A 19,073-nucleotide genomic window follows, 5' to 3' on the forward strand; every position below is an offset into this window, starting at 1 on the left:
AAATACAGCTAAAACTTGGTGCTACTCCGGCGACAGCCAGAATCAATATGGCGTTAATCGCCGGACAGGCTGAGTTGATAGAACTCCAACTCACGCATGAAAACTTCCTTGTCAAGCGGTTTGAGTTTGTCGTCCATCAAGCTGGAGACAAGGTCGCTTTCGACACCCACTTCGGAACTTTTCCAGGGGACAATATAGAGAGACTTAGGGGCTTCCTTGTTACCGATAATAGAAATACCCGACAACTCCTTAATTTTTGAATCCACCTTTTTATCGGTGGATTCTTTTTTCTCCTCTCCCTCAGACTGAGCCAAGGCATAAGGAAAAACCATAAAGCTGGCCACGAATGGCAAAGCCCAACGAAGTTTGATCATTTACCAGCCCTCCGTTGAATATCAGCTAACCAGATAGTGACATCCCGGTCCTCTGGTTCCAATTGAACATATTGTTCGAATTGTGCCAGAGCACACTGGAGATCTTGCAGATACAGATCACACAATATGCCCAGATTTTTTATCAAAGGTAGATATTCTGGATTTTCTGCCAAAGCATTCACATATATTTTTCGCGCCTCGGCAAAGCGCCCTTGCTTTCGGTAGAGAACGGCCAGTTCATTAGTTGCCACCGGATGCTTTTCGTCCAGCGCCAATGCCTTTAAAAAAGCCTCTTCCGCTTTTGCCTCATTGCCACTTTTGTAGTGGGCAATACCCAGATTGATATAGGGTGCCGGAAGGCGCTGCTCGCGCTCCACCACTGACTGCAGAAGTTCAATAGCACTCGCATAATCCTGCTCGGCAAGATATTCCAGGGATCGCTCAAAGTCCCGACTCACACTGCCCGATACCCGCACCGAAGAATAATCAGAGATTTTTCCAGACTTGGTTTGGGTACTGGCGCAAGCTGCTAACAACAAGGCTAAGCCCACCAGAAAAAACAAACGCATTTGTTTTTGCATAACTTTCCACTCCAAAAGGCAAATGCCTGTTATTACTGACCCGAAACTGCTGATCCCGCTGAAGGCAATTCCGGCTCTGGCGGCAGGGGTACAATAGTCTGGAGATACTCACCAGCCTCTTCCGCCCGTGCATAGCGAGCGGGCATTAAATTGGCAAGCTTGCCAATACTTTTATCAACCCAGGGGTTATAAATACCGACGCCCAGCAACTCGACATTCTTCTGGTGAACAGAAATGGCTTTTTCCTCGAAGGGATAAATCTGCTCCTCCAATGCCAACTCATACTCTTCCAGCTCCAGGGCATTCAGGTTAGTTGGACGTTCAGAGTCCTTCAGGGCCACGCTAAAGTGGAGATAAATTTCAGCCAGGTAAAAGGTTGCCGCAGCGGTCACATCGGCCACCTGATAATCAATCAGGTCAGTAAATGCACGGGTGGCTGCTTTCATACGCTTGCGCTTGAGGTTGAGGCTTTTCTCGATAGGCGCAACCAAATCCACCTGGGTGAAAGCCTCAAAGCTGGGTTCAGCCAATAGCAGGGCCGCATTACCTGCGAGATAACGGGTGCGGTCGCTGCGCTGGGAACCACCGCGGGACTCAACTTTCACCAGTTCACGAAGCTCTGCCATGTAAAGCTTTTGATTCCCGGACACTTTGTAGATATCGGCAATTTTCTGGCGAGTCTCCAGCGCCGGCTCCATGGGTTCGGGGAAATAATCGACGTAGCGACGCAAAACAGACAGCGCTTTAGCGCTATCTTCTGCCGCTGCGTAAAGATCTGCCGCCTGGGTTAAGGCCTCACGGCGTATTTCATCGTCCTCGGATTCCCGCTCAATACGCTCAAATTCCGCAGCTGCCAACAACAGCTCACCGCTCTCCTGGTAAACTACTGCCAACTTCTTGGTGACATCTTTTGCCAGCTCATGCTCCGGGAAGTGACTGCGGAAGTTATTTAATACCGTTGCCGCTTGTACCCAATCCTTAAGCACAATCAATGATGCGGCAGCATCGTACTCCGCCGTAGCCAAAATGGTCGCACCGGGTGCAGCGCCTCGAATACGCAGGAAATGGCTCGCTGCGGTTGCATGATCCTCCTGCTTACGGGCCATATCACCCTGCTGGTAGATAGAAGCCGCCAGGTTATCTACCAGACCCGCCCTATCCTTTGCATCTTGGGCAGTCAGCGTCAAAGTTTCACCGTAAGCGATTTCTGCATCCGCAAAGGCCGCAGTATCGAAAGAAGCGTGAGCCACCAGCAGCCAGGCAGAACGTCTAATCTCCTGCTCCGCAGTGGGGAACTGCTCCAACAGTGAACGACCATTGGCGATTGTCGGGGCATAGTCTTTTAACCCGTAGAGATCCTCCACCGCTCCGAGCATGATCTGAGGGGCTTTGGCATGCTCAGGGAATGTAGCTGCAAAAGTCAGCGATGAACGGATAATTTCCCGCAATAGTGGTGCACGCTGCTCATCCGTTGCATCTTTTAAGTTATTGGCCAGATGTTCGCGATAAGCGTAAACCGCTGCGTAGCCTGCTTCGCTGGAATCCTTATGCGCAGGATATTCATAGGCCGTGCGCTCGTATTCCAGAGCTGCACCATGGAAATCCCGGTTTTCCAACATCAATCCGGCAAGCTGATAATTGATTTCCGGTGCGCGCTCAGTTTCCCGGAAGGAATCGAGATAGCTGCGATACCAGTGAATCGCCTCGCGATAATTCTCGGCCTTCTTATCTTTTAACTTCTTGTTCTGGTAAGCCGCATGGTAGTGCCCGGCGAGGTCGATCAGGTTGGTCTGCAGGAAGGCAACCACCTCTCCGTATTCATTAATATCGAAGACAGTCCAGTAATCGGCATTAAGTGCATAAGTAGTGGCAAAATCCTTCTTCGCTTCCAGCACCAGCTTGGGGAAGCCGCCTTTACTGTAGATTTCAATAACACGAATTGAGAAATCCGCAGATACTCTGTGCAACTGGTTTCGATCAACAAACGCAATATAGGATTTTGCCGCATCCTGGTAGCGACGCTTCTCCAAATAATATTCACCCAGCTGGCTGTATACCCGGAACTCGTAATCTCTATTGCCCTTGCGGGTGAAGTAATCGACAACCGAATCAGGGCCTTCCAGGTAAGAAAAGCTCAAGCTGACCACGCGGAAAGTATCGTCAATATGCTTGCGCTCGCCCTTATTGTTTTGCTGGTCGAAGTCATATCCCTGGGAGACTTTGTAATCCAGCATGGCGATATAGTCATCCAGGGCCATTTCATACATATCCTGCTTAAACAGCGCCCAACCGCGTTTATACAGGGCAAGCTCGTAAAAACTGGATATCACACCAATATCAATAACTTTTCCGTAGGACTCTTCCGCATCGAGAAACTTCTTGCGGGTAAAATAGTATTCGCCCAGCCGGAACCAGGATTCATCGATATGTCGCGAATCCGGATAGTTAGCCACCAGCTGGCGCAATACATCCACCGCTGCATCAATCTCTCCCGCCTCTTCATAAGCCCGGGATAACTGATACATCACCTGGTCGTTGCGGTGGTATAGGGGGTACTTTTGCAGCAATTTAATATAGAGATCGATGGCCTCGCGGGCATTGGCTGACATCATCTCTTCAGAATCAACGCCCGGCGCTTCAAGCGGGGTTTCATCTGCAGCTATTTCTATGCTGCCACTAGCCCGGGTTTCAAACTCCTCGTCGGACTCGACAACCCCAGGATCCTGCACTTCAGTCACTACCGGCTCTACCTTGGCCACCGGCGCTGCCGTCTCTGGAGCATCCAGGGTATTTTCAGCCATAGCTTCTGACGCATCGACAGAGATCACCGCCCCGCTTCCAGCAGCTACTCCAGCAAGGTTATCGAATTCTGCATCTTCAGCGCGGTGTGCCTGCTTGATTTTCAGGTCGGCAATCCTGCGCATCGCCTCGGGGGTCAGCTTGGATTCAGGGGTTTCCTGCAAGTACTTCTGGTAGCTGGCCAGTGCCTTCTCCAGGCTGCCATCAATATGCTCTTCCTTAATTTCTACTTCGACATTTTGAAGACTGCCGATGGTCTTGCCGCTATTTCCCGCACAACCCCCTAGCACTATAAGTGCAGAGAGAAGACCGGCGGCGCGATTGAGAGATTTACCAGCTCGAGATTTAGATTTGAGCAACTTACTCACGAATCACCTCCCTCTGCTGATTCTTCTTCCTCCACCGGCTTCATCTCCGGCGGATTGTCCTCAGGGATTTGCTCTTCCAACAGTGCTTTGTGCTGCTCTACCTTGAATTCATCTTCACGCTGCTCCTGCAGCTCATTAGCGCGGTCGTAGCTGTCTGCCAGGGCGAAGCGGGCTTTAATTTGATAACTTTCCAACTGTGCGCGACGGCGTTCCAACTCAGCAATTGCCAATGCCTCAAGCATGGTGCCCTGGCGCGCCATCAGGGTTTTCAGTCGCCGCTGGGTTTGCTGGATACGCGCGCGCAAACGAGTAATATCGCGGTCGTAACCGGTATAGCTGTGAGTTGCCGCCTGGCGACTGCGCACAAAGGAATCGTAAACAGACTGGAGACTTTCGATCTCCTGGTTTAATTCCGCCAGGTGTTTGTAGGCCTCGGTCAAACGCTGGTCGTACTCAAAGGAAAGACGCAGGTCCAAAACACCTTTGAGCCGCTGTACCCGCTCCAAAGTAGTTTCAGTAAAGCCCTGGGGATGCTCAGCAATTTTTCCGCTAAGTTCCAGGAGCTTCAATCGCGCTTCCTGCTCTTCGGCCGTTGCCAGGTATTCTGGTCGGCGGGAGACCAGCATCTGCTCTATACGATTGGCAAATTGGTCACGCTGCTCCATCCGCAGTTGGATACGGGCATCGAGTTCACGGAATTGCCTGTCCAGCTCCGGCAACAGGGGTTCGTAATAGTTGCGGCGAATACGAATAATATCTTCGTAGGCTGTCAGGCTTTTTAGCCACTCTTCATTGCGCTCATATAAATCGTTGAGGTCGCGATAATTCCGCAGAAACTCCTGGTAGTCATTGGACGCCATCAGGTCGAGTAAGTAATGGGTCTCGGGGGCTTCCGGTAAATTGCGCAAGGCCACTACCCAGTTCTGTACCTGGGTGGCCTCTTTACGACGCAGCGCCTCAAGAAACTTACCTTTGCGAATACTATGAATAGACTGTGTGAGGGTATCGATCTCACGTCCGAAAGCGTCTAAGGCGCGGCCGTAATTAATTGCAGCAGTACTGTGGACATCCAGTTTGCCGTAGGCATAGGGCACCGCCAACATGACCTCTTGCACTGGCTCATTGGTGCCTTTGCGGTCTTGCAACAGCTTCCAGGGCACCAGTGCCCGATCATAGCGACCCGCGCGGGCCTCTACCCAGCCAGCACCCAGCAGCGCCCTGTTTGAAAAAGGGCCATCGAGGTTTACACGATCAAAATAGGGGCGCGCCAGTTCCAGCTTGCCCAGCTCCATTAAATGGGAGCCCAATAAGAGGTTGGTTTTATCGTAAAGGGCCTGCAGGGCCGCCTCTGAACTGCGCTTTCTTCCCAGTGCAGTCAACTCCAGAACACCGCGCTCCTCTTCTCCCGCCTTCAGTTGGGCAATACCCAAATTGAAGGAAACAAAGCCCTCTAGCGACTCTTCACCCTTCAGGTCTTGCAGCAGTTCTACAGCCTCCTCGAATCGACCGAGCTGCATATAGACTCGAGCACGCAAAAACTGCTCATCTGCACGGACCCTCTCGGGAACCCGCCCGTCAATCATTTCCAGGGCGTGTAAGGCGTTGCGCGGCTGTTGTTTGTGATAGTGAATTTTTGCCAGTCGATACGCGGCTTCATTGCGCACCGGCTGGGAAACATTTCCCTGCAGTACAGCCTCAATAGCCCGCCCGGCCTCCCTGTGCATTCGGTAGGACAATTCCAAGTCACCCACCGAAAACTCAGCTTGCCCCAAGTGCGCACTGAAAGGATCGAGTTCGGGCTGATCTAAGCGGTGATACTGAGCAAGTTCTGTGTCCAGTGCCACAATCGCATCAAAATAACTTTCCTGATGGGCATGAAACATTGCCGCACCGAAAAACAGGTCTTTAAGTTCTTCCTGCGATTCAGTCGCCGCTGCAGCAGGGAGAGCAGCCAAAGAACAAAGGGATAGAGCACCAAGCATCACCCTGGTTTGACAGGACAACACATTTACCAGGGACCTGAGCATGATTACCAGTCCTTGAAGTTTATCGTGGACTCGGTTCCCAGAACCTTAATCTCGACAAATTTAGGACCCACTGCTTTCTCCACGGTGTAGGAAGCTGTAGCCCGATACTCTTTTCCTGATGGGGTTTTACCGAGAAAACTAACCTCTAATGGATGCCCACCCACTTGCACATTGCCAGTGTATATTTTTTGTACCCCACCTTTTTGCAGGGACTCAATTTCCCGGTAGGTATAGAGATGATGGGCAACTAATTTGCCATTCAGTGTGACCTCAACCGACTCCAGCTCGAAGGGCTTTTCATCAGCCACCGAGACAAAAAGAGCTACCTGCGTATTAGAGGGGAATAAGAGCTTTTCCTCCAGCTGTGACAATTCAGCAGTGAGATCAATTACATCTTTCTTAACATCCTGGATCTGCTCATCCAGGCCACGGATATCATCTCTATCAATAGTCTGAGCATGCCCAGTACTGGCCAACAGAAAGAAAAGTACAATCTGAAGAATTCTGAACATGTGGCCTACCTCCGACCCAACCCTAAACTATCAATTCCTGCCAGAGAACCTGGAACAGGACCACAATAAACCCAGGCACAACAGGGCCTTGAGCTGCGGCATTGTATTGAATAGAGGGCTAATCAGATGTGAGGAAATTCAAATCTCACAAAAACTCAAAGAATGGATAAATTTTGAAAAAAGCACTTCAATTAGATAAAAGAGATCTACGACACAAAAGAAGTGAGACGTGCTTCACTTGCAATCAAGAAAGCTCTCCACTTTGGCTCTCTGGCCTACCGATCACAAAAAACATACAGACAATCAAACCAACCAAGGCTAGGTAAGCATTTACTGTAAAAGCTCTATCTATACCCGAAGGTATATCTGGAGCAAAGGCGATAATTGTAGCATTCATACCCAAACCAACCGCACCCCCACCAATTTTAAACATATAGAGGATTGCGCCTGCCAAGCTGGCACGGTGAGGTTCCACCACCGTAATACCCGCAGTCGTACTGGATGGATTGAACAGCCCAATACCCACTCCCAACACGATCAAGCCCGGACACATATCCAGAAAGCCCGTGTCCGAAGTCAAGTTCGAGAGCATGAACATTCCAACACTCATCCCCAAAATACCTAATGAGACGAGTAATTTTGGCCCGGCTACCTCATAGAAACGACCGGAGATAATAGCAACCAGCCCCGATACAACCATTAAAGGGACCAAAGACAAACCGGCCTGAAATGCCGAGTAACCACGAAAATTCGCCAAAAACTGGGGGACATAGAGAATTGCCGATAGGAATACTACGGAGATTAGAAGTGTTGTAACGCCTACCGCTAGGAACTTCCGGTTCTTTGCAATATCAGGGGGAATCAGGGCATCTTTACCAACTCGATACTCCACGATGGTAAACAGACAGAGCAACACCAGGAACACAACGATCAGGCTGATAACCACAGGATGCTTGAAACCAATCTCCGCGGAGACATCCAGTGCAAAAAGCAAACAAAATAGCGAGGTGCATAGTAGTAGCACACCGAAGAAGTCTATTTTTTCCTCGGTGTCACGCGGTTTATCGGGGGGTACTGCCCACCAGCAAGCCAGCATTGTTGCCAGAGTGAGGAGAATATTAACGAAGAAAATCCATCGCCAACTGAAAAAATCTGCGAGCACCCCACCCAAAACTGGTCCAGCTGCATTCGCTAACCCACAGGTGGCCATCAGGATACCACCCGCCAACCCTGACCTTTCATAGGTCAACAAGTTAAAAGTCATTGCCAAAGTGGACGGCCACATCAATGCCGCACCCACTCCCATCAATGCGCGGGATATCAATAACATCCACATATCCATTGCCAGGCCACCCAGCACGGCAAAGAAAACGAATATTCCCGCTCCAATCATAAATACTCTGCGGCGGCCATAGATATCCGCCAAGCGGCCACCGGTTATGATGAAAACACCAAAAACCAAGGCGTAGCCGTTAATGATCCACTGGGAGCTAGTTATGTCTGCATTGAATTCTCTTTCGATGGCAGGTAGTGCGGGGGCAAAAGCGGTATAGTCATTACTAATAAGGAAGGCCGCGAGAACTAATGCAGCCAACCCCAAGTACTGATCTCGTGTAATTTTGCCGCTCTGTTTAGCCATACTGCGTAATTCACTCGACACCCGAGCCGCTCAGGTAATCCTTCAGAACCTAATTAGCTTGCGATATATTTTTAATACTCCCGCCTAGAGCCTAGACCACTCGCTAATTTACACGCCTTTTGACTAGTCAGTTTTCACTGTCGATACCGATCATCATCTGCCTTGTAACTGGCAGCTCATATCTTATGCTTAAAGGGCATCCAAGCGCCGGAAAATTGAATTAGTGATTGGATAGCCTACTGAGCCCCCTAAGATCACGCTAATAGATGAGATTAGTAAATGCATAAGTTCATTGTGCTTGTCTTGGTTCTGTTGACTTCTTCTACATTCGCCCAGGGATCTACGGTGAACGACCTAAAAGATTTCCAGTGGAAAAACCGCATTCTATTACTGAATATCCCGGAAGATCCCAATAGCACAATCAATGAATTACTCAAGTTAGCGCCGCAGTTTGCAGAGAGAAACTTAATATGGTTCCTGTTCTCTAACGGCACCCTTGAGACTAACTTCCCCGGTAAAGTCACAGACAATTTTGCTAAAAATGTACGGGAAAAATATCTGCAAGGACCAGCAATGCAAGTACTTCTTATAGGAAAGGATGGGGAAGTAAAGTATAAAGCCAATAAATTCTCAGCCGTCGAAGTTTTCCAACGTATCGACAGCATGCCCATGCGACGCAATGAGATGCAGCAAGGATCTGCACAGTGAACAATTATTGAACATCCACAATCTGATAGAGAATTTTTGTATCCCCCAGTATTACTGAGGAATCCCAGAGTTAGATTTCCCTCAATTAATTACGCTTCGGCCTTCTTTGCTCACCAGACACCCTTTCCAGCTGGCAACTTTTAACAAACATAGACATCTTTGCGCTAAAGTACGCTATTAGCCTTGCGAACTTATAATCAATGGAAATCGACCTCCAATGACCAAAAGAGCCATTATCCTCGGAGCTACGGGCCTTATCGGTGGCCATCTCACAGAGCAACTGGCTGGTGAAGAAGTCTTTGATGAAGTACTTACCCTCACTCGACGCCCCAAAGCCACTGCAAGTCAAAAAATACACAATCATATTGTCGATTTTGATCGATTGGAGGAGGCTGCCCCTCTTTTTCAGGGAAATACTCTATTTTCCTGCCTGGGAACCACTCGCAAGCAAGCCGGCAGCCTAGCCGCCCAGTATAAGGTTGACGTTGAATATCAATACAAAGCGGCCCAATTGGCAGCGGAGGCAGGGGTCAGCCATTACGTACTGGTTTCATCCAGCGGGGCCAATGCCAATAGCGCCAGTGCTTACTTACGTATGAAGGGTGAGCTGGAAGAGAAAATCAAGAAACTTCCATTTAAGCGCATCAGTATTCTGCAACCCTCCCTACTTCTCGGAGATCGTGCAAATGCCCGCCCCGGTGAGAAAACCGGAGGCATCCTCCTACCAGTAATTTGTATGCTGCCGGGGCTGAGACGTTATAGGCCCATTGAGGGGCGTGAAGTAGCCAAAAAAATGGTTTATTTAAGTCGACAAGAACGAACAGGGGTTGAGACCCTGCGTTTGGATGAGCTATTCAATACTTAAGGAGCCTCTGAATAATTCCGTAATGTCTCGGCGAATCTGGGAGGCTCCTTAAACCCCAAAGGTTAAATTCGGGAGCTTAAAACAAGTAAAACGCTCCCGAATATTGCGGTTATTCTTTTATTTTAATCCCTAGCCAATGCGGATATTGAGTCAAAACAATAAGGACAATTGCATCGTAGACTGCGTGCCAGATTATTACTCCCAATAAACTTCCGGACACTTGGTAAACCACACCTAAAACCACACCAATTCCCAAAGTCAGAAAGAAATTGGTCCACGATGAGAAATGAAGTAGCGCAAATGCAATTGCGGAAATTAGTAACCCCAACAATGGCGAGCTAAGTTCTGACAACCAGGACTGCAAAAACCCCCGAAACAAAAGCTCTTCACAAATTCCGACTACAACAGAAACCAACAGCAGTTGAAAGAAAGACAATCGTGAAAATAGTGGAATCAGGGCGATCGATTGACGCCGCATTGACATGCCGAGGGTCGTTTCTGAGCGAGTTAACGACAACATCACACCATAGGTAGCCATCGCTCCAATGATGCCAATTATTACTTGTAACCCTACGCTATCACCAATGATCACTACCTTGGGTGAAGCCAGATAAAAGCCCAGAAAGGCCAGCAACAAGCAAACAACCTGAGTGCCAATTAATAAAAGAAAAACTGGTGGATTCCCTTTTGTTTGGTCAACAGCTTCCATTTGTGACCGTCCTTTTTATTAGTAGTTTATCGAGGTAGTCGAGTGGCTCAGTACCTAAATAGACTGCCTTAGGATTCCGTATCAACTAGAAACCACATCGAAATTCAATCAGCCGAAATAAGCACACCCACCATCGGCAATAATCTAACAGAAAATGATGACAGGCATAATCCTCCGCCAACAACCTATCTCTATCCGTTTAGTTTGACGCCAGACAGCTTATCCCCTTTGAAAAACTGCCTGACTTTAGCCGAAAAGCCAGTCACAGTGCTATGCTCGACAATATCTCTGGAACCGGATAGCTCGTAGAGACTACCCGGTTTCCAGCCCTCTTATCAGTAGATTGTCTTGCAAAGAAACTACACAGCAACTAATTCCAACCATGACACAAGAAATCATAGGACTGGGCCAGCTGCTGAAGGATATTGAGGAGAAAAGTCAGGGGCAGGAGAAAATCTCCATCCAGCATGTTATTGAGGCTGTGGGGCTTCGATCCTTTGCCCCATTCCTTATCCTTATCGGGTTGATCCTGTTTTCCCCTCTAAGCGGTATTCCCGGAATGTCTACCGCGATGGGCGTATTGCTACTACTGTTTGCCCTACAACTGCTGATGAAGCGCAACTATATCTGGCTTCCTCAGTGGTTAATCAACCGCTCCATATCCAGCGAGAAGCTGATGGATGCCCTGCACTGGATGGAAAAGCCCGCCCGGTTTGCCGACCGCTGGATTCAGCCACGGATGGATTTTATCGTGCGCCGATATGGCACCTACGCTATTGCTGGAACCTGCATTTTTATTGCATTGACCCTGCCAATAATGGAAGTAATCCCCTTCTCTGCCTCAACTGCTGGTCTCGCTCTCACCATTTTTGGGCTATCGCTGGCAGCTCGAGACGGACTCTTAGCGCTTATTGCTTTTATCCTAACGGCCTCCCTAGTACTAGTGGTGATCGTTGCCGTGATCTAGGGAGCCTCTGAATAACTCCGTGATACCTCTGGCTTGCAGAGCAGTTCACAATCAAGGCGCGGCTTCGCAGGAATGTCTAGACCTTTCAAGAAGTCGCAACGCCTAGGGGCCCGCGAGTAACTCCATAATATCTCTGCGGGTCTCCAGACCAAAGCTGGCTACTTACCCTCGCTTTAAGACTTGATTTTTTAATCCGAGCAAATGGGGAAAGTGCACTATGGCGAAAATTGCCAAAAGGTCGTATACCGCATGCCAAACAATCGCTCCCACCAAGCCCCCGGACATTTGGTAGAAAATGCCTAAAATGAGCCCAATCATAAAGGTAAGGAAGAAGTACACCCAGGAAACACAGTGCAGTAATGCGAATATCAGTGATGCACCCAATAAACCGAGGAATGGCGTACTGAGCTGGGAAAGCCAAGACTGTAGAAAACCACGAAACAACAGCTCCTCACAAACACCTGCAGCTAAAGCAACCCATACCATTTGTGATGGGGACAACTTGGAAAATAGCGGAGTCAATTGAGTACAGTGGAGCCGCAGCATTTTCCCAAATAGCGTCTCAGAACGAGCCAATGTCAGTACTACCGCAAATGTGACAATAGCGCCTAACAATCCCAACAGCAGTTGCAGCCAAACCGTATCACCAATAAATGAAACTTCCATTGGCACAAGGTAGAGACCCAGAGCCGCAAGCAATAGACAGCCCAGTTGAATATCCATTAAAAAAAAGAAAACCGGCAGGCTGCGCCGTGCCGGACCAATCGCTTCCATTCCTGATTTTTCCCTTTGCCTATTGATTTCCTGAGCCTCTGACAACCTTCAAGCTCGCTCGCCCATCCGCAGAAATCATCAATTCAGCCACGCCACCATCCCGCAGTTGTTTTTCCAGATCCAGGGCTTTTTCCTTCGGAGCAAAGTAGGCTTCAATACCGTAGCGAATCCGGTAGCTATCTGATGAATTCCAAAAATTCTGGCCTGCTACCCGCCCTCGAATAAAGACTCCGCCCTGTGGTTGTTCAAGGCTGACAGAGGCGCGTTCATACAATCCGGATGGCCCTTTTTCTAAGCCTACATAAACCACCTCTCCCTGACGCAGCCGTCCCTGCCCTTTAAACAAGGCTTTATCTAAAGTGGAAAAGGGGTAATTTAATTGGGCATAGTTACCGCGAAACAATGAGCGCGGGTCTACAGGAACAGTTTTCACTGAAACAGGCTGGCCCGTCCACAGCGGCATTTGAGCCTTAATATACATTCCTAACAGTATAAAAAACTGCACGCCAATGGCGGCAACCAGGCTAATCACAACTCTACGTTTCATCGCAAACTTCCCCCCGCCTGGTGATATTTCCAATACTTGGCTGCTGCCAGCAATAAAACTGCGAAGAGAATAAACAGGAGAGCAGCTCCTATATAGTCGCCAATCAAGTCAATATAGCGCAGCAGAGCCGTCAACAGGACCGCCATAACTCCGAGGAAGAAGTAGTGCGAGATACCATCGTGAATACCCCTGAAGATCAACCAGATTCCACAGGCAATCAGGGCGAAGTTTGTGAAAATTTGTAACCAAACTGCGTAGTCACTGGAGCCGGCATTCGTTACAAACACAAGTACTGCCGCAAAAACACCGCACAACCCCAGTCCGAATAGCAACCTCTGAGACAGCAGCGCCAACACTATCGACACAGCAGACATAGTCCCCACTACCGCCCACATAGAGGGTAGGTGACTCCAGGGGGCTTCTATCATCTCCTCCCAGGGATATTCAAAGCTAAAAATCAGTAAGCCAATTAAAGTAAACCGAAGGCACCAAATAGAGATTACTGCTGCGTAGTCCTTGGCTACCGCCGACGGGCGAGTTGCCAACCAATGGGCAAAGCAATACATCAGGATAAAGAGCGAGACTGCAACAGCAAGGTTCTCTGGATAAATATCCGCACTAAATTTCCCATCCTGCAAACGCCAAAATTCTGATAGGGAAAATTCCAGCCAAAAACCTAAGCCAAAGATAAAGGTCAGCAAGAGAATCACGCTCGCACGACCACTTAACAGAATATAGAGAGCCCCCAGCAAGAAAATTGGGAACAGGGCGGGGTAAAAGCCTAAACTCGACTCCAGGAAGAACCAAAGCAAAGCCAAAAGCAAGGACTGCTCTGCAATCCATGGGCTGCGAGTAATTAAAGCAAATGGCAAACTACCCAGTGCCCACCAGAAAATACCATCTGGCATATGCTCGCCCAAGTGGTATACCTGTGCGATCAAAATAATCGCCGCACCAAAAAACAGGTTGCCCAACAAGAACAAGCCCTCTCCGGCCTTCCGGTCTCCAGACAGGTAAACCTTAAACGCCACTCCCTGGGTCACCAAGGTCAAAGCGATCAGTCCCCCCATTCGCAGCGCTCTGGGGATTTCCTCCCAATTGGCTCCAATCAATGTAATCACCGCCAGCCCGATAAAGAGATAGGCCAACCCAATCAAAATACGATATCCAAGTGTTCTTTCTTGCGCCCGGTGGTAATCCACTTCATAGCGGGCACAGATCTGCTCAGCCTGAGCTTCACTGATCACACCGTCTTCAACCCAATCTCCGGCTTCGCGGGCCAGGTCATGCTTAAGCAACCGAATCAATCGCATAGATGCGCCTTGTGAAAAATTACCCATACCCGATGGATGGGTATTAATACTTTGGTCCCGAGTATCCCCGATGTAACCAGCGACCTCAAATTGGTACGGATTGAAGACTAAATTATCGCCAGGCTGCCTAGATAGCAGAAAACTATCTCAGATATTTAAATTGTTAATTTCTATTATTGATTGCCATTCAATAGCATAAACAGCATCAAAGTTAAGAGCCAGGCACCCAATAAGGAGCTAACCATGTCCCGCTATATCGAATCCGAACTCAAGCCGTTTAACGCCAAAGCCTACCAAAATGGCGAATTTCACGATGTAAGTGACTCTGACGTCAAAGGTAAATGGGCCGTATTCTTCTTTTACCCCGCCGACTTCACCTTCGTATGCCCCACTGAATTAGGCGATCTGGCAGACAACTATGAGGAGTTTAAGAAGCTGGGTGTAGAGATCTACTCAGTCTCCACAGACACTCACTTCACCCACAAGGCCTGGCACGATTCCTCTGACACCATCGGTAAGATCCAGTACCCGATGATCGGTGATCCTACCGGTACCATTACCCGCAACTTCGGTGTAATGATTGAGGAAGAAGGCATTGCCGACCGTGGTACTTTCGTAATCGACCCGGAAGGCCGTGTTCAAATTGTGGAAATTACTGCTGGCGGTATCGGCCGCGATGCCAGTGAGCTGCTGCGCAAGATCAAAGCTGCTCAGTACATCGCTGCTCACCCGGGTGAAGTTTGCCCAGCGAAATGGAAGGAAGGTGAGGAAACCCTGGCCCCCTCTCTCGATCTGGTAGGCAAAATTTAAGTCTTCCCAAGCCCTCACAGGATTGGAACTGGCCTTGCCCGCCCTTTTGGCGGGCATTGTCGTTTTTACTACCTGCCCCCCCCCTTAATTCCCAACAGCTATCAGCAAAATAATCCGTTGAGGGAGGCTTACGGCGTCACAGCTCAGTGTATCTACCACCCACGCCTCTCAACTCACTCACAAATAAAAAGCTATCTAAGTATAAGCTTTAATTGCCAAATACTATCAAATGTATAGCTATTGATAATTTCTATTAAAAAACATTAGTCGATAGTATAAATCCCGTTCCCAAACAACGACCGACAAGACAGTGATAAATAAGGAGCTATCCATGTCACGTTACATCGAATCCCAGCTGAAACCCTTTAACGCCAAGGCTTATCAAAACGGCGACTTCTTCGATATCAGCGACGCCGACGTTAAAGGCAAGTGGGCCGTATTCTTCTTCTACCCCGCAGACTTCACCTTTGTCTGCCCCACTGAGCTGGGCGATCTCGCCGACAACTATGAAGAGTTCAAGAAGTTGGGCGTTGAGATCTACTCCGTATCCACCGATACCCACTTCACCCACAAAGCCTGGCACGACTCTTCCGACACCATCGGCAAAATCCAATACCCGATGATCGGCGACCCCACCGGCACCATCACCCGCAACTTCGGTGTGATGATCGAAGAGGAAGGCATCGCCGATCGCGGCACCTTTGTAATCGACCCGGAAGGCCGCATCCAAATTGTCAAGATCACTGCCGGCGGAATCGGCCGCGATGCCAGCGAGCTGTTGCGCAAGATCAAAGCTGCCCAGTACATCGCCGCTCATCCCGGTGAAGTCTGCCCGGCCAAGTGGAAAGAAGGCGAAGAGACCTTAGCCCCCTCCCTCGATCTGGTAGGAAAGATTTAACCCAAATACCTCTGACCCGGCCCATCAAAAGGTGGGCCACAACCAAGCCTTAATATTGTTAGAGAAAGGACACACCGATGTTGGACGCAAACCTGAAAAAACAACTGGACACTTACCTGCAGAATATCGTCAAGCCGATCGAGATTCGTGTGTCTACAGATAACAGTGAAAAATCCAAAGAGCTGGAAGCCCTGGTAGATGAAATCTCTGGGCTCACCAACAGAATTACTGCACAGCAGAGCCAAGCCAAGCGCACGCCGAGTATGGCCATTGCTCCTGCCGGAGAGGAACCCCGGGTCAGCTTTGCCGGAATTCCCCTTGGGCATGAATTTACCTCACTCGTACTGGCCCTGTTGCAAGCGGGGGGCCATCCCTCAAAAGCAGACCCGGAACTGCTGGAGCAGGTTCGAAGCCTCAAGGGTGAATTCCACTTTGAAACCTATATCTCGCTCTCTTGCCAAAACTGCCCGGATGTTGTCCAAGCGCTGAACCTGATGGCAACCCTCAACCCAAACATCACCCACGAAATGATCGATGGAGGCCTGTTCCAAGAGGAAGTTGAAAAGCGCAATGTTATGGCTGTACCTGCGGTTTACCTCAATGGTGAACACTTCGGCCAAGGCAGGATGTCCCTCGAAGAGATTGTTGGAAAACTGGATACCGGCGCAGCCGAGCGGAAAGCCGAAGAGCTGAATGAAAAAGCACCCTACGATCTTTTAGTTGTAGGGGGTGGCCCAGCGGGCGCAGCGGCTGCTATTTATGCCGCTCGCAAAGGCATTCGCACTGGCATAGTGGCAGAACGCTTCGGCGGCCAGGTAATGGATACCGTAGGCATCGAGAACTTTATCTCTGTACCTTATACCGAAGGCCCCAAGCTTGCAGCCAGCCTTGAGCAACATGTTAAAGAGTATGGTGTCGATATCATTACCGACCAACGCGCAGCCAACTTGCGACGCAATGAAATGGTAGATATCAAGCTACAAAGCGGTGCGACCCTATCCAGCCGCTCAGTAGTATTGGCTACCGGTGCCCGCTGGAGGGAACTGGGGGTTCCCGGCGAAGCCGAATACCGCACCAAGGGCGTAGCCTACTGCCCCCATTGCGACGGCCCCTTCTTTAAAGGTAAGCGCGTAGCCGTTATCGGTGGCGGCAACTCGGGCATCGAAGCAGCTATCGACCTCGCCGGAATCGTCGAGCACGTCACTGTACTGGAGTTCGCGGATAAACTGCGCGCTGACGAAGTACTGGTACGGAAAGCACAGCTGACAGATAACATCGATATTATCGTCAATGCGCAAACCACCGAAGTCCTCGGCGATGGCAACAAAGTGAACGGCCTGGCCTATACCGATCGAGAGAGTGGTGAAAATAAACAGGTCGAACTGGCTGGTGTTTTCGTACAGATTGGCCTGGTACCCAATACGGAATTCCTTAAAGAAACCGATGTGGAGATGAATCGCATGGGCGAAATTGTGATCGACGAGCGCGGCGCAACTTCAGTCCCCGGCGTCTACGCCGCCGGCGATGCGACCACTGTCCCCTACAAACAGATAGTGATCTCTATGGGTGCAGGTGCAACTGCTGCGCTGGGCGCATTTGACTACTTGATTAGGTCTTCGGTTGAATAACACCAAAGCGTTAAAAAGGGCCAGTCATTGACTGGCCCTTTTTTATATTAACTTTAAGCATGGACAATATAGGAGAACAGACTTCAAGCTAAGACCTGAGCCCACATAAAATATCATGCGCCATTTATAAACCTATATTTATAATAGACACTAAATCTGCACCTTTAATTTATATATATTATTAACAAACCAAAAACAAACTGGTTAAACCCTTTAAAATACCACTTGGCATCACCTATCAATTACCAGTCGAAAGAAAACTTTAGAGTAAATAATAGACTCATTATCTTGGGAGCCCCCCATGAAGAAGCCAAGCCTAACGCTATTTTTATCCCTGCTACCAACCTTTGGATTACCTTTAGCCTCAAACAGTTTTGCTGTGAGCTGTGGCGACACGATTACTACCCAGGAATCCCTCACAGAAGATCTCTCTTGCGAAACCAATCCAGCCCTCACAATCGACGGCCCCGGTGGCGGGCTGAACTTAAATGGATTTACTGTTACCTGTATAGAACCATTACATGAGGGCATCTATCTAACAGGCCTGGCTGCAAGCCTGTTTAATGGTGTAATAGACAATTGCAATGACTCAATAGCACTTACGGAAGATGGTGTTCATTTTGTCAGTGATATTGAGATTAATAATCTTGTAGGTGTGGGCGTACGTATTGAAAGTAACAGTAATTTTGTTACCGGCATCGTGATACCTTTTAATGGTACGCAATATGCAATAGGCATAGAAACAGCTAATCCCGCAAGTCTCAATCAGATCACTGGAAATTTTCTAGAGTTCCCGGGATTTTCAGGAATATATATAGAGGGGCGAAGCAATACAGTCACCGGAAATGAAATTCTTAACCCTGGTGATTTTGGCATAGCTCTTGATTCCGATGGAGGGAACAACTTAATCCTACTTAACACTATAACCAGTGACAGTAAAGCGAGAATATTCAACACTCTCAATGGCGATGGAGATGTGGGAATATCTGTAAGTTCAGATTCAAATCTCATTTCTCAAAATAGTATATCGAACAGCACCACTGGAATCAGAATCAACAATAGTGACAGCAATACCGTAAGCAGCAATGAAGCTGACAATAACATTGACTATGGCATAGTGATCGAGGGAACTAGCGCAGAATTCAATAACATTTTATCTAATACAGCCAATGACAATGGTATATTCGACCTTTACTCCCCTGATGATCCGAACTGCACATCTTCGAACAACTGGATTGGCAACATCTCTACAACCAACGATCCCAACTGTCTGGACTAAATATTCACTCGATTACATTCACACTCCCTAATGTACAAGCAATAGCTGAGTAGTATATCGCTGGCTGACAAATAGCATAAATAATCAGGGAGCCTCTGAATAGCTCCGTGATGCCTCTTGCCATGCAGAGCGGTCAACAATCAAGGCGTTGTTGCGTAGGGATGTCTAGACCTTTCAAGAAGTCGCAACGCGAAGTGTGAATCGCTTTGTATGTCAAGAGATAAAAACTTCAACCATCCTGCCTGTCTATACCTAAACAACCCCAACAATAAATA

The 19,073-nt window shown here is 48.8% G+C and carries 17 protein-coding genes; 7 read left to right on the forward strand and 10 right to left on the reverse strand.

What is annotated here, in order from left to right; genetic code table 11:
* Positions 1-53: 53 nt before the first annotated feature.
* From ACJJI1_RS22865 to ACJJI1_RS22890, 6 genes are all read right to left on the reverse strand, one after another.
* A complete protein-coding gene (locus ACJJI1_RS22865; protein WP_238152012.1) occupies positions 54-374 on the reverse strand; it encodes a hypothetical protein in 321 nt (106 codons plus the stop codon).
* On the reverse strand, positions 371-955 hold the full coding sequence (locus ACJJI1_RS22870) for a tetratricopeptide repeat protein (RefSeq protein ID WP_413662567.1): 585 nt from the start codon (positions 953-955) through the stop codon (positions 371-373). The genes ACJJI1_RS22865 and ACJJI1_RS22870 overlap by 4 nt, the downstream gene beginning before the upstream one ends.
* A 32-nt stretch (positions 956-987) precedes the next feature.
* Positions 988-4,122, reverse strand: coding sequence for a tetratricopeptide repeat protein (locus ACJJI1_RS22875; protein WP_444958152.1), 3,135 nt, complete (start codon positions 4,120-4,122; stop codon positions 988-990).
* On the reverse strand, positions 4,119-6,149 hold the full coding sequence (locus ACJJI1_RS22880; RefSeq protein ID WP_444958153.1) for a tetratricopeptide repeat protein: 2,031 nt from the start codon (positions 6,147-6,149) through the stop codon (positions 4,119-4,121). Before ACJJI1_RS22880 ends, ACJJI1_RS22875 begins: the two co-directional genes overlap by 4 nt.
* Positions 6,150-6,151: 2 nt before the next feature.
* Positions 6,152-6,661, reverse strand: coding sequence for a hypothetical protein (locus tag ACJJI1_RS22885; RefSeq protein ID WP_282932151.1), 510 nt, complete (start codon positions 6,659-6,661; stop codon positions 6,152-6,154).
* Positions 6,662-6,905: 244 nt separating this feature from the next.
* On the reverse strand, positions 6,906-8,300 hold the full coding sequence (locus ACJJI1_RS22890; RefSeq protein ID WP_444958154.1) for an MFS transporter: 1,395 nt from the start codon (positions 8,298-8,300) through the stop codon (positions 6,906-6,908).
* A gap of 279 nt (positions 8,301-8,579) precedes the next feature.
* Here ACJJI1_RS22890 and ACJJI1_RS22895 point away from each other — a divergent pair, with 279 nt between their 5' ends.
* Positions 8,580-9,008, forward strand: a complete 429-nt coding sequence (locus ACJJI1_RS22895; RefSeq protein ID WP_444916751.1) for a DUF4174 domain-containing protein — start codon at positions 8,580-8,582, stop codon at positions 9,006-9,008.
* A gap of 217 nt (positions 9,009-9,225) precedes the next feature.
* Positions 9,226-9,873 carry an NAD(P)H-binding protein gene (locus ACJJI1_RS22900; protein WP_444958155.1) on the forward strand — a complete coding sequence of 216 codons (648 nt, stop codon included), beginning with the start codon at positions 9,226-9,228 and terminating at the stop codon, positions 9,871-9,873.
* Positions 9,874-9,982: 109 nt separating this feature from the next.
* Here ACJJI1_RS22900 and ACJJI1_RS22905 read toward each other — a convergent pair whose 3' ends face one another.
* Positions 9,983-10,582 (reverse strand): CPBP family intramembrane glutamic endopeptidase, encoded by a 600-nt coding sequence (locus ACJJI1_RS22905; RefSeq protein ID WP_444897823.1) that lies wholly within the window; start codon positions 10,580-10,582, stop codon positions 9,983-9,985.
* 382 nt (positions 10,583-10,964) lie between these two features.
* Here ACJJI1_RS22905 and ACJJI1_RS22910 point away from each other — a divergent pair, with 382 nt between their 5' ends.
* On the forward strand, positions 10,965-11,549 hold the full coding sequence (locus tag ACJJI1_RS22910; RefSeq protein WP_282932146.1) for an exopolysaccharide biosynthesis protein: 585 nt from the start codon (positions 10,965-10,967) through the stop codon (positions 11,547-11,549).
* A 162-nt stretch (positions 11,550-11,711) separates the two neighbouring features.
* On the opposite strand, the gene ACJJI1_RS22915 is transcribed toward ACJJI1_RS22910, so the two are convergent.
* Genes ACJJI1_RS22915 through ACJJI1_RS22925 form a run of 3 tightly spaced genes read right to left on the reverse strand, consistent with a single transcriptional unit; the run spans position 11,712 to position 14,183 of the window.
* Positions 11,712-12,323, reverse strand: a complete 612-nt coding sequence (locus ACJJI1_RS22915; RefSeq protein ID WP_444893359.1) for a CPBP family intramembrane glutamic endopeptidase — start codon at positions 12,321-12,323, stop codon at positions 11,712-11,714.
* A 19-nt stretch (positions 12,324-12,342) separates the two neighbouring features.
* Positions 12,343-12,870, reverse strand: coding sequence for a GDYXXLXY domain-containing protein (locus ACJJI1_RS22920; RefSeq protein WP_444958156.1), 528 nt, complete (start codon positions 12,868-12,870; stop codon positions 12,343-12,345).
* Positions 12,867-14,183, reverse strand: a complete 1,317-nt coding sequence (locus ACJJI1_RS22925) for a DUF2157 domain-containing protein (protein ID WP_444958157.1) — start codon at positions 14,181-14,183, stop codon at positions 12,867-12,869. Before ACJJI1_RS22925 ends, ACJJI1_RS22920 begins: the two co-directional genes overlap by 4 nt.
* A 243-nt stretch (positions 14,184-14,426) precedes the next feature.
* Between ACJJI1_RS22925 and ahpC (ACJJI1_RS22930) the strand changes: the two genes are divergently transcribed.
* The 4 genes from ahpC (ACJJI1_RS22930) (at position 14,427) to ACJJI1_RS22945 (ending at position 18,798) form a co-directional block, all read left to right on the forward strand.
* Positions 14,427-14,993, forward strand: a complete 567-nt coding sequence (gene ahpC / locus ACJJI1_RS22930) for an alkyl hydroperoxide reductase subunit C (protein WP_413662577.1) — start codon at positions 14,427-14,429, stop codon at positions 14,991-14,993.
* A gap of 331 nt (positions 14,994-15,324) precedes the next feature.
* Positions 15,325-15,891, forward strand: coding sequence for an alkyl hydroperoxide reductase subunit C (gene ahpC, locus ACJJI1_RS22935; RefSeq protein ID WP_444959414.1), 567 nt, complete (start codon positions 15,325-15,327; stop codon positions 15,889-15,891).
* 77 nt (positions 15,892-15,968) lie between these two features.
* On the forward strand, positions 15,969-17,519 hold the full coding sequence (gene ahpF / locus ACJJI1_RS22940) for an alkyl hydroperoxide reductase subunit F (protein WP_444958158.1): 1,551 nt from the start codon (positions 15,969-15,971) through the stop codon (positions 17,517-17,519).
* Positions 17,520-17,820: 301 nt separating this feature from the next.
* Positions 17,821-18,798, forward strand: a complete 978-nt coding sequence (locus ACJJI1_RS22945; RefSeq protein ID WP_444958159.1) for a right-handed parallel beta-helix repeat-containing protein — start codon at positions 17,821-17,823, stop codon at positions 18,796-18,798.
* The last annotated feature ends 275 nt before the right edge of the window (positions 18,799-19,073 follow it).

Source organism: Microbulbifer maximicatervae (SeqCode), assembly GCF_052467065.1.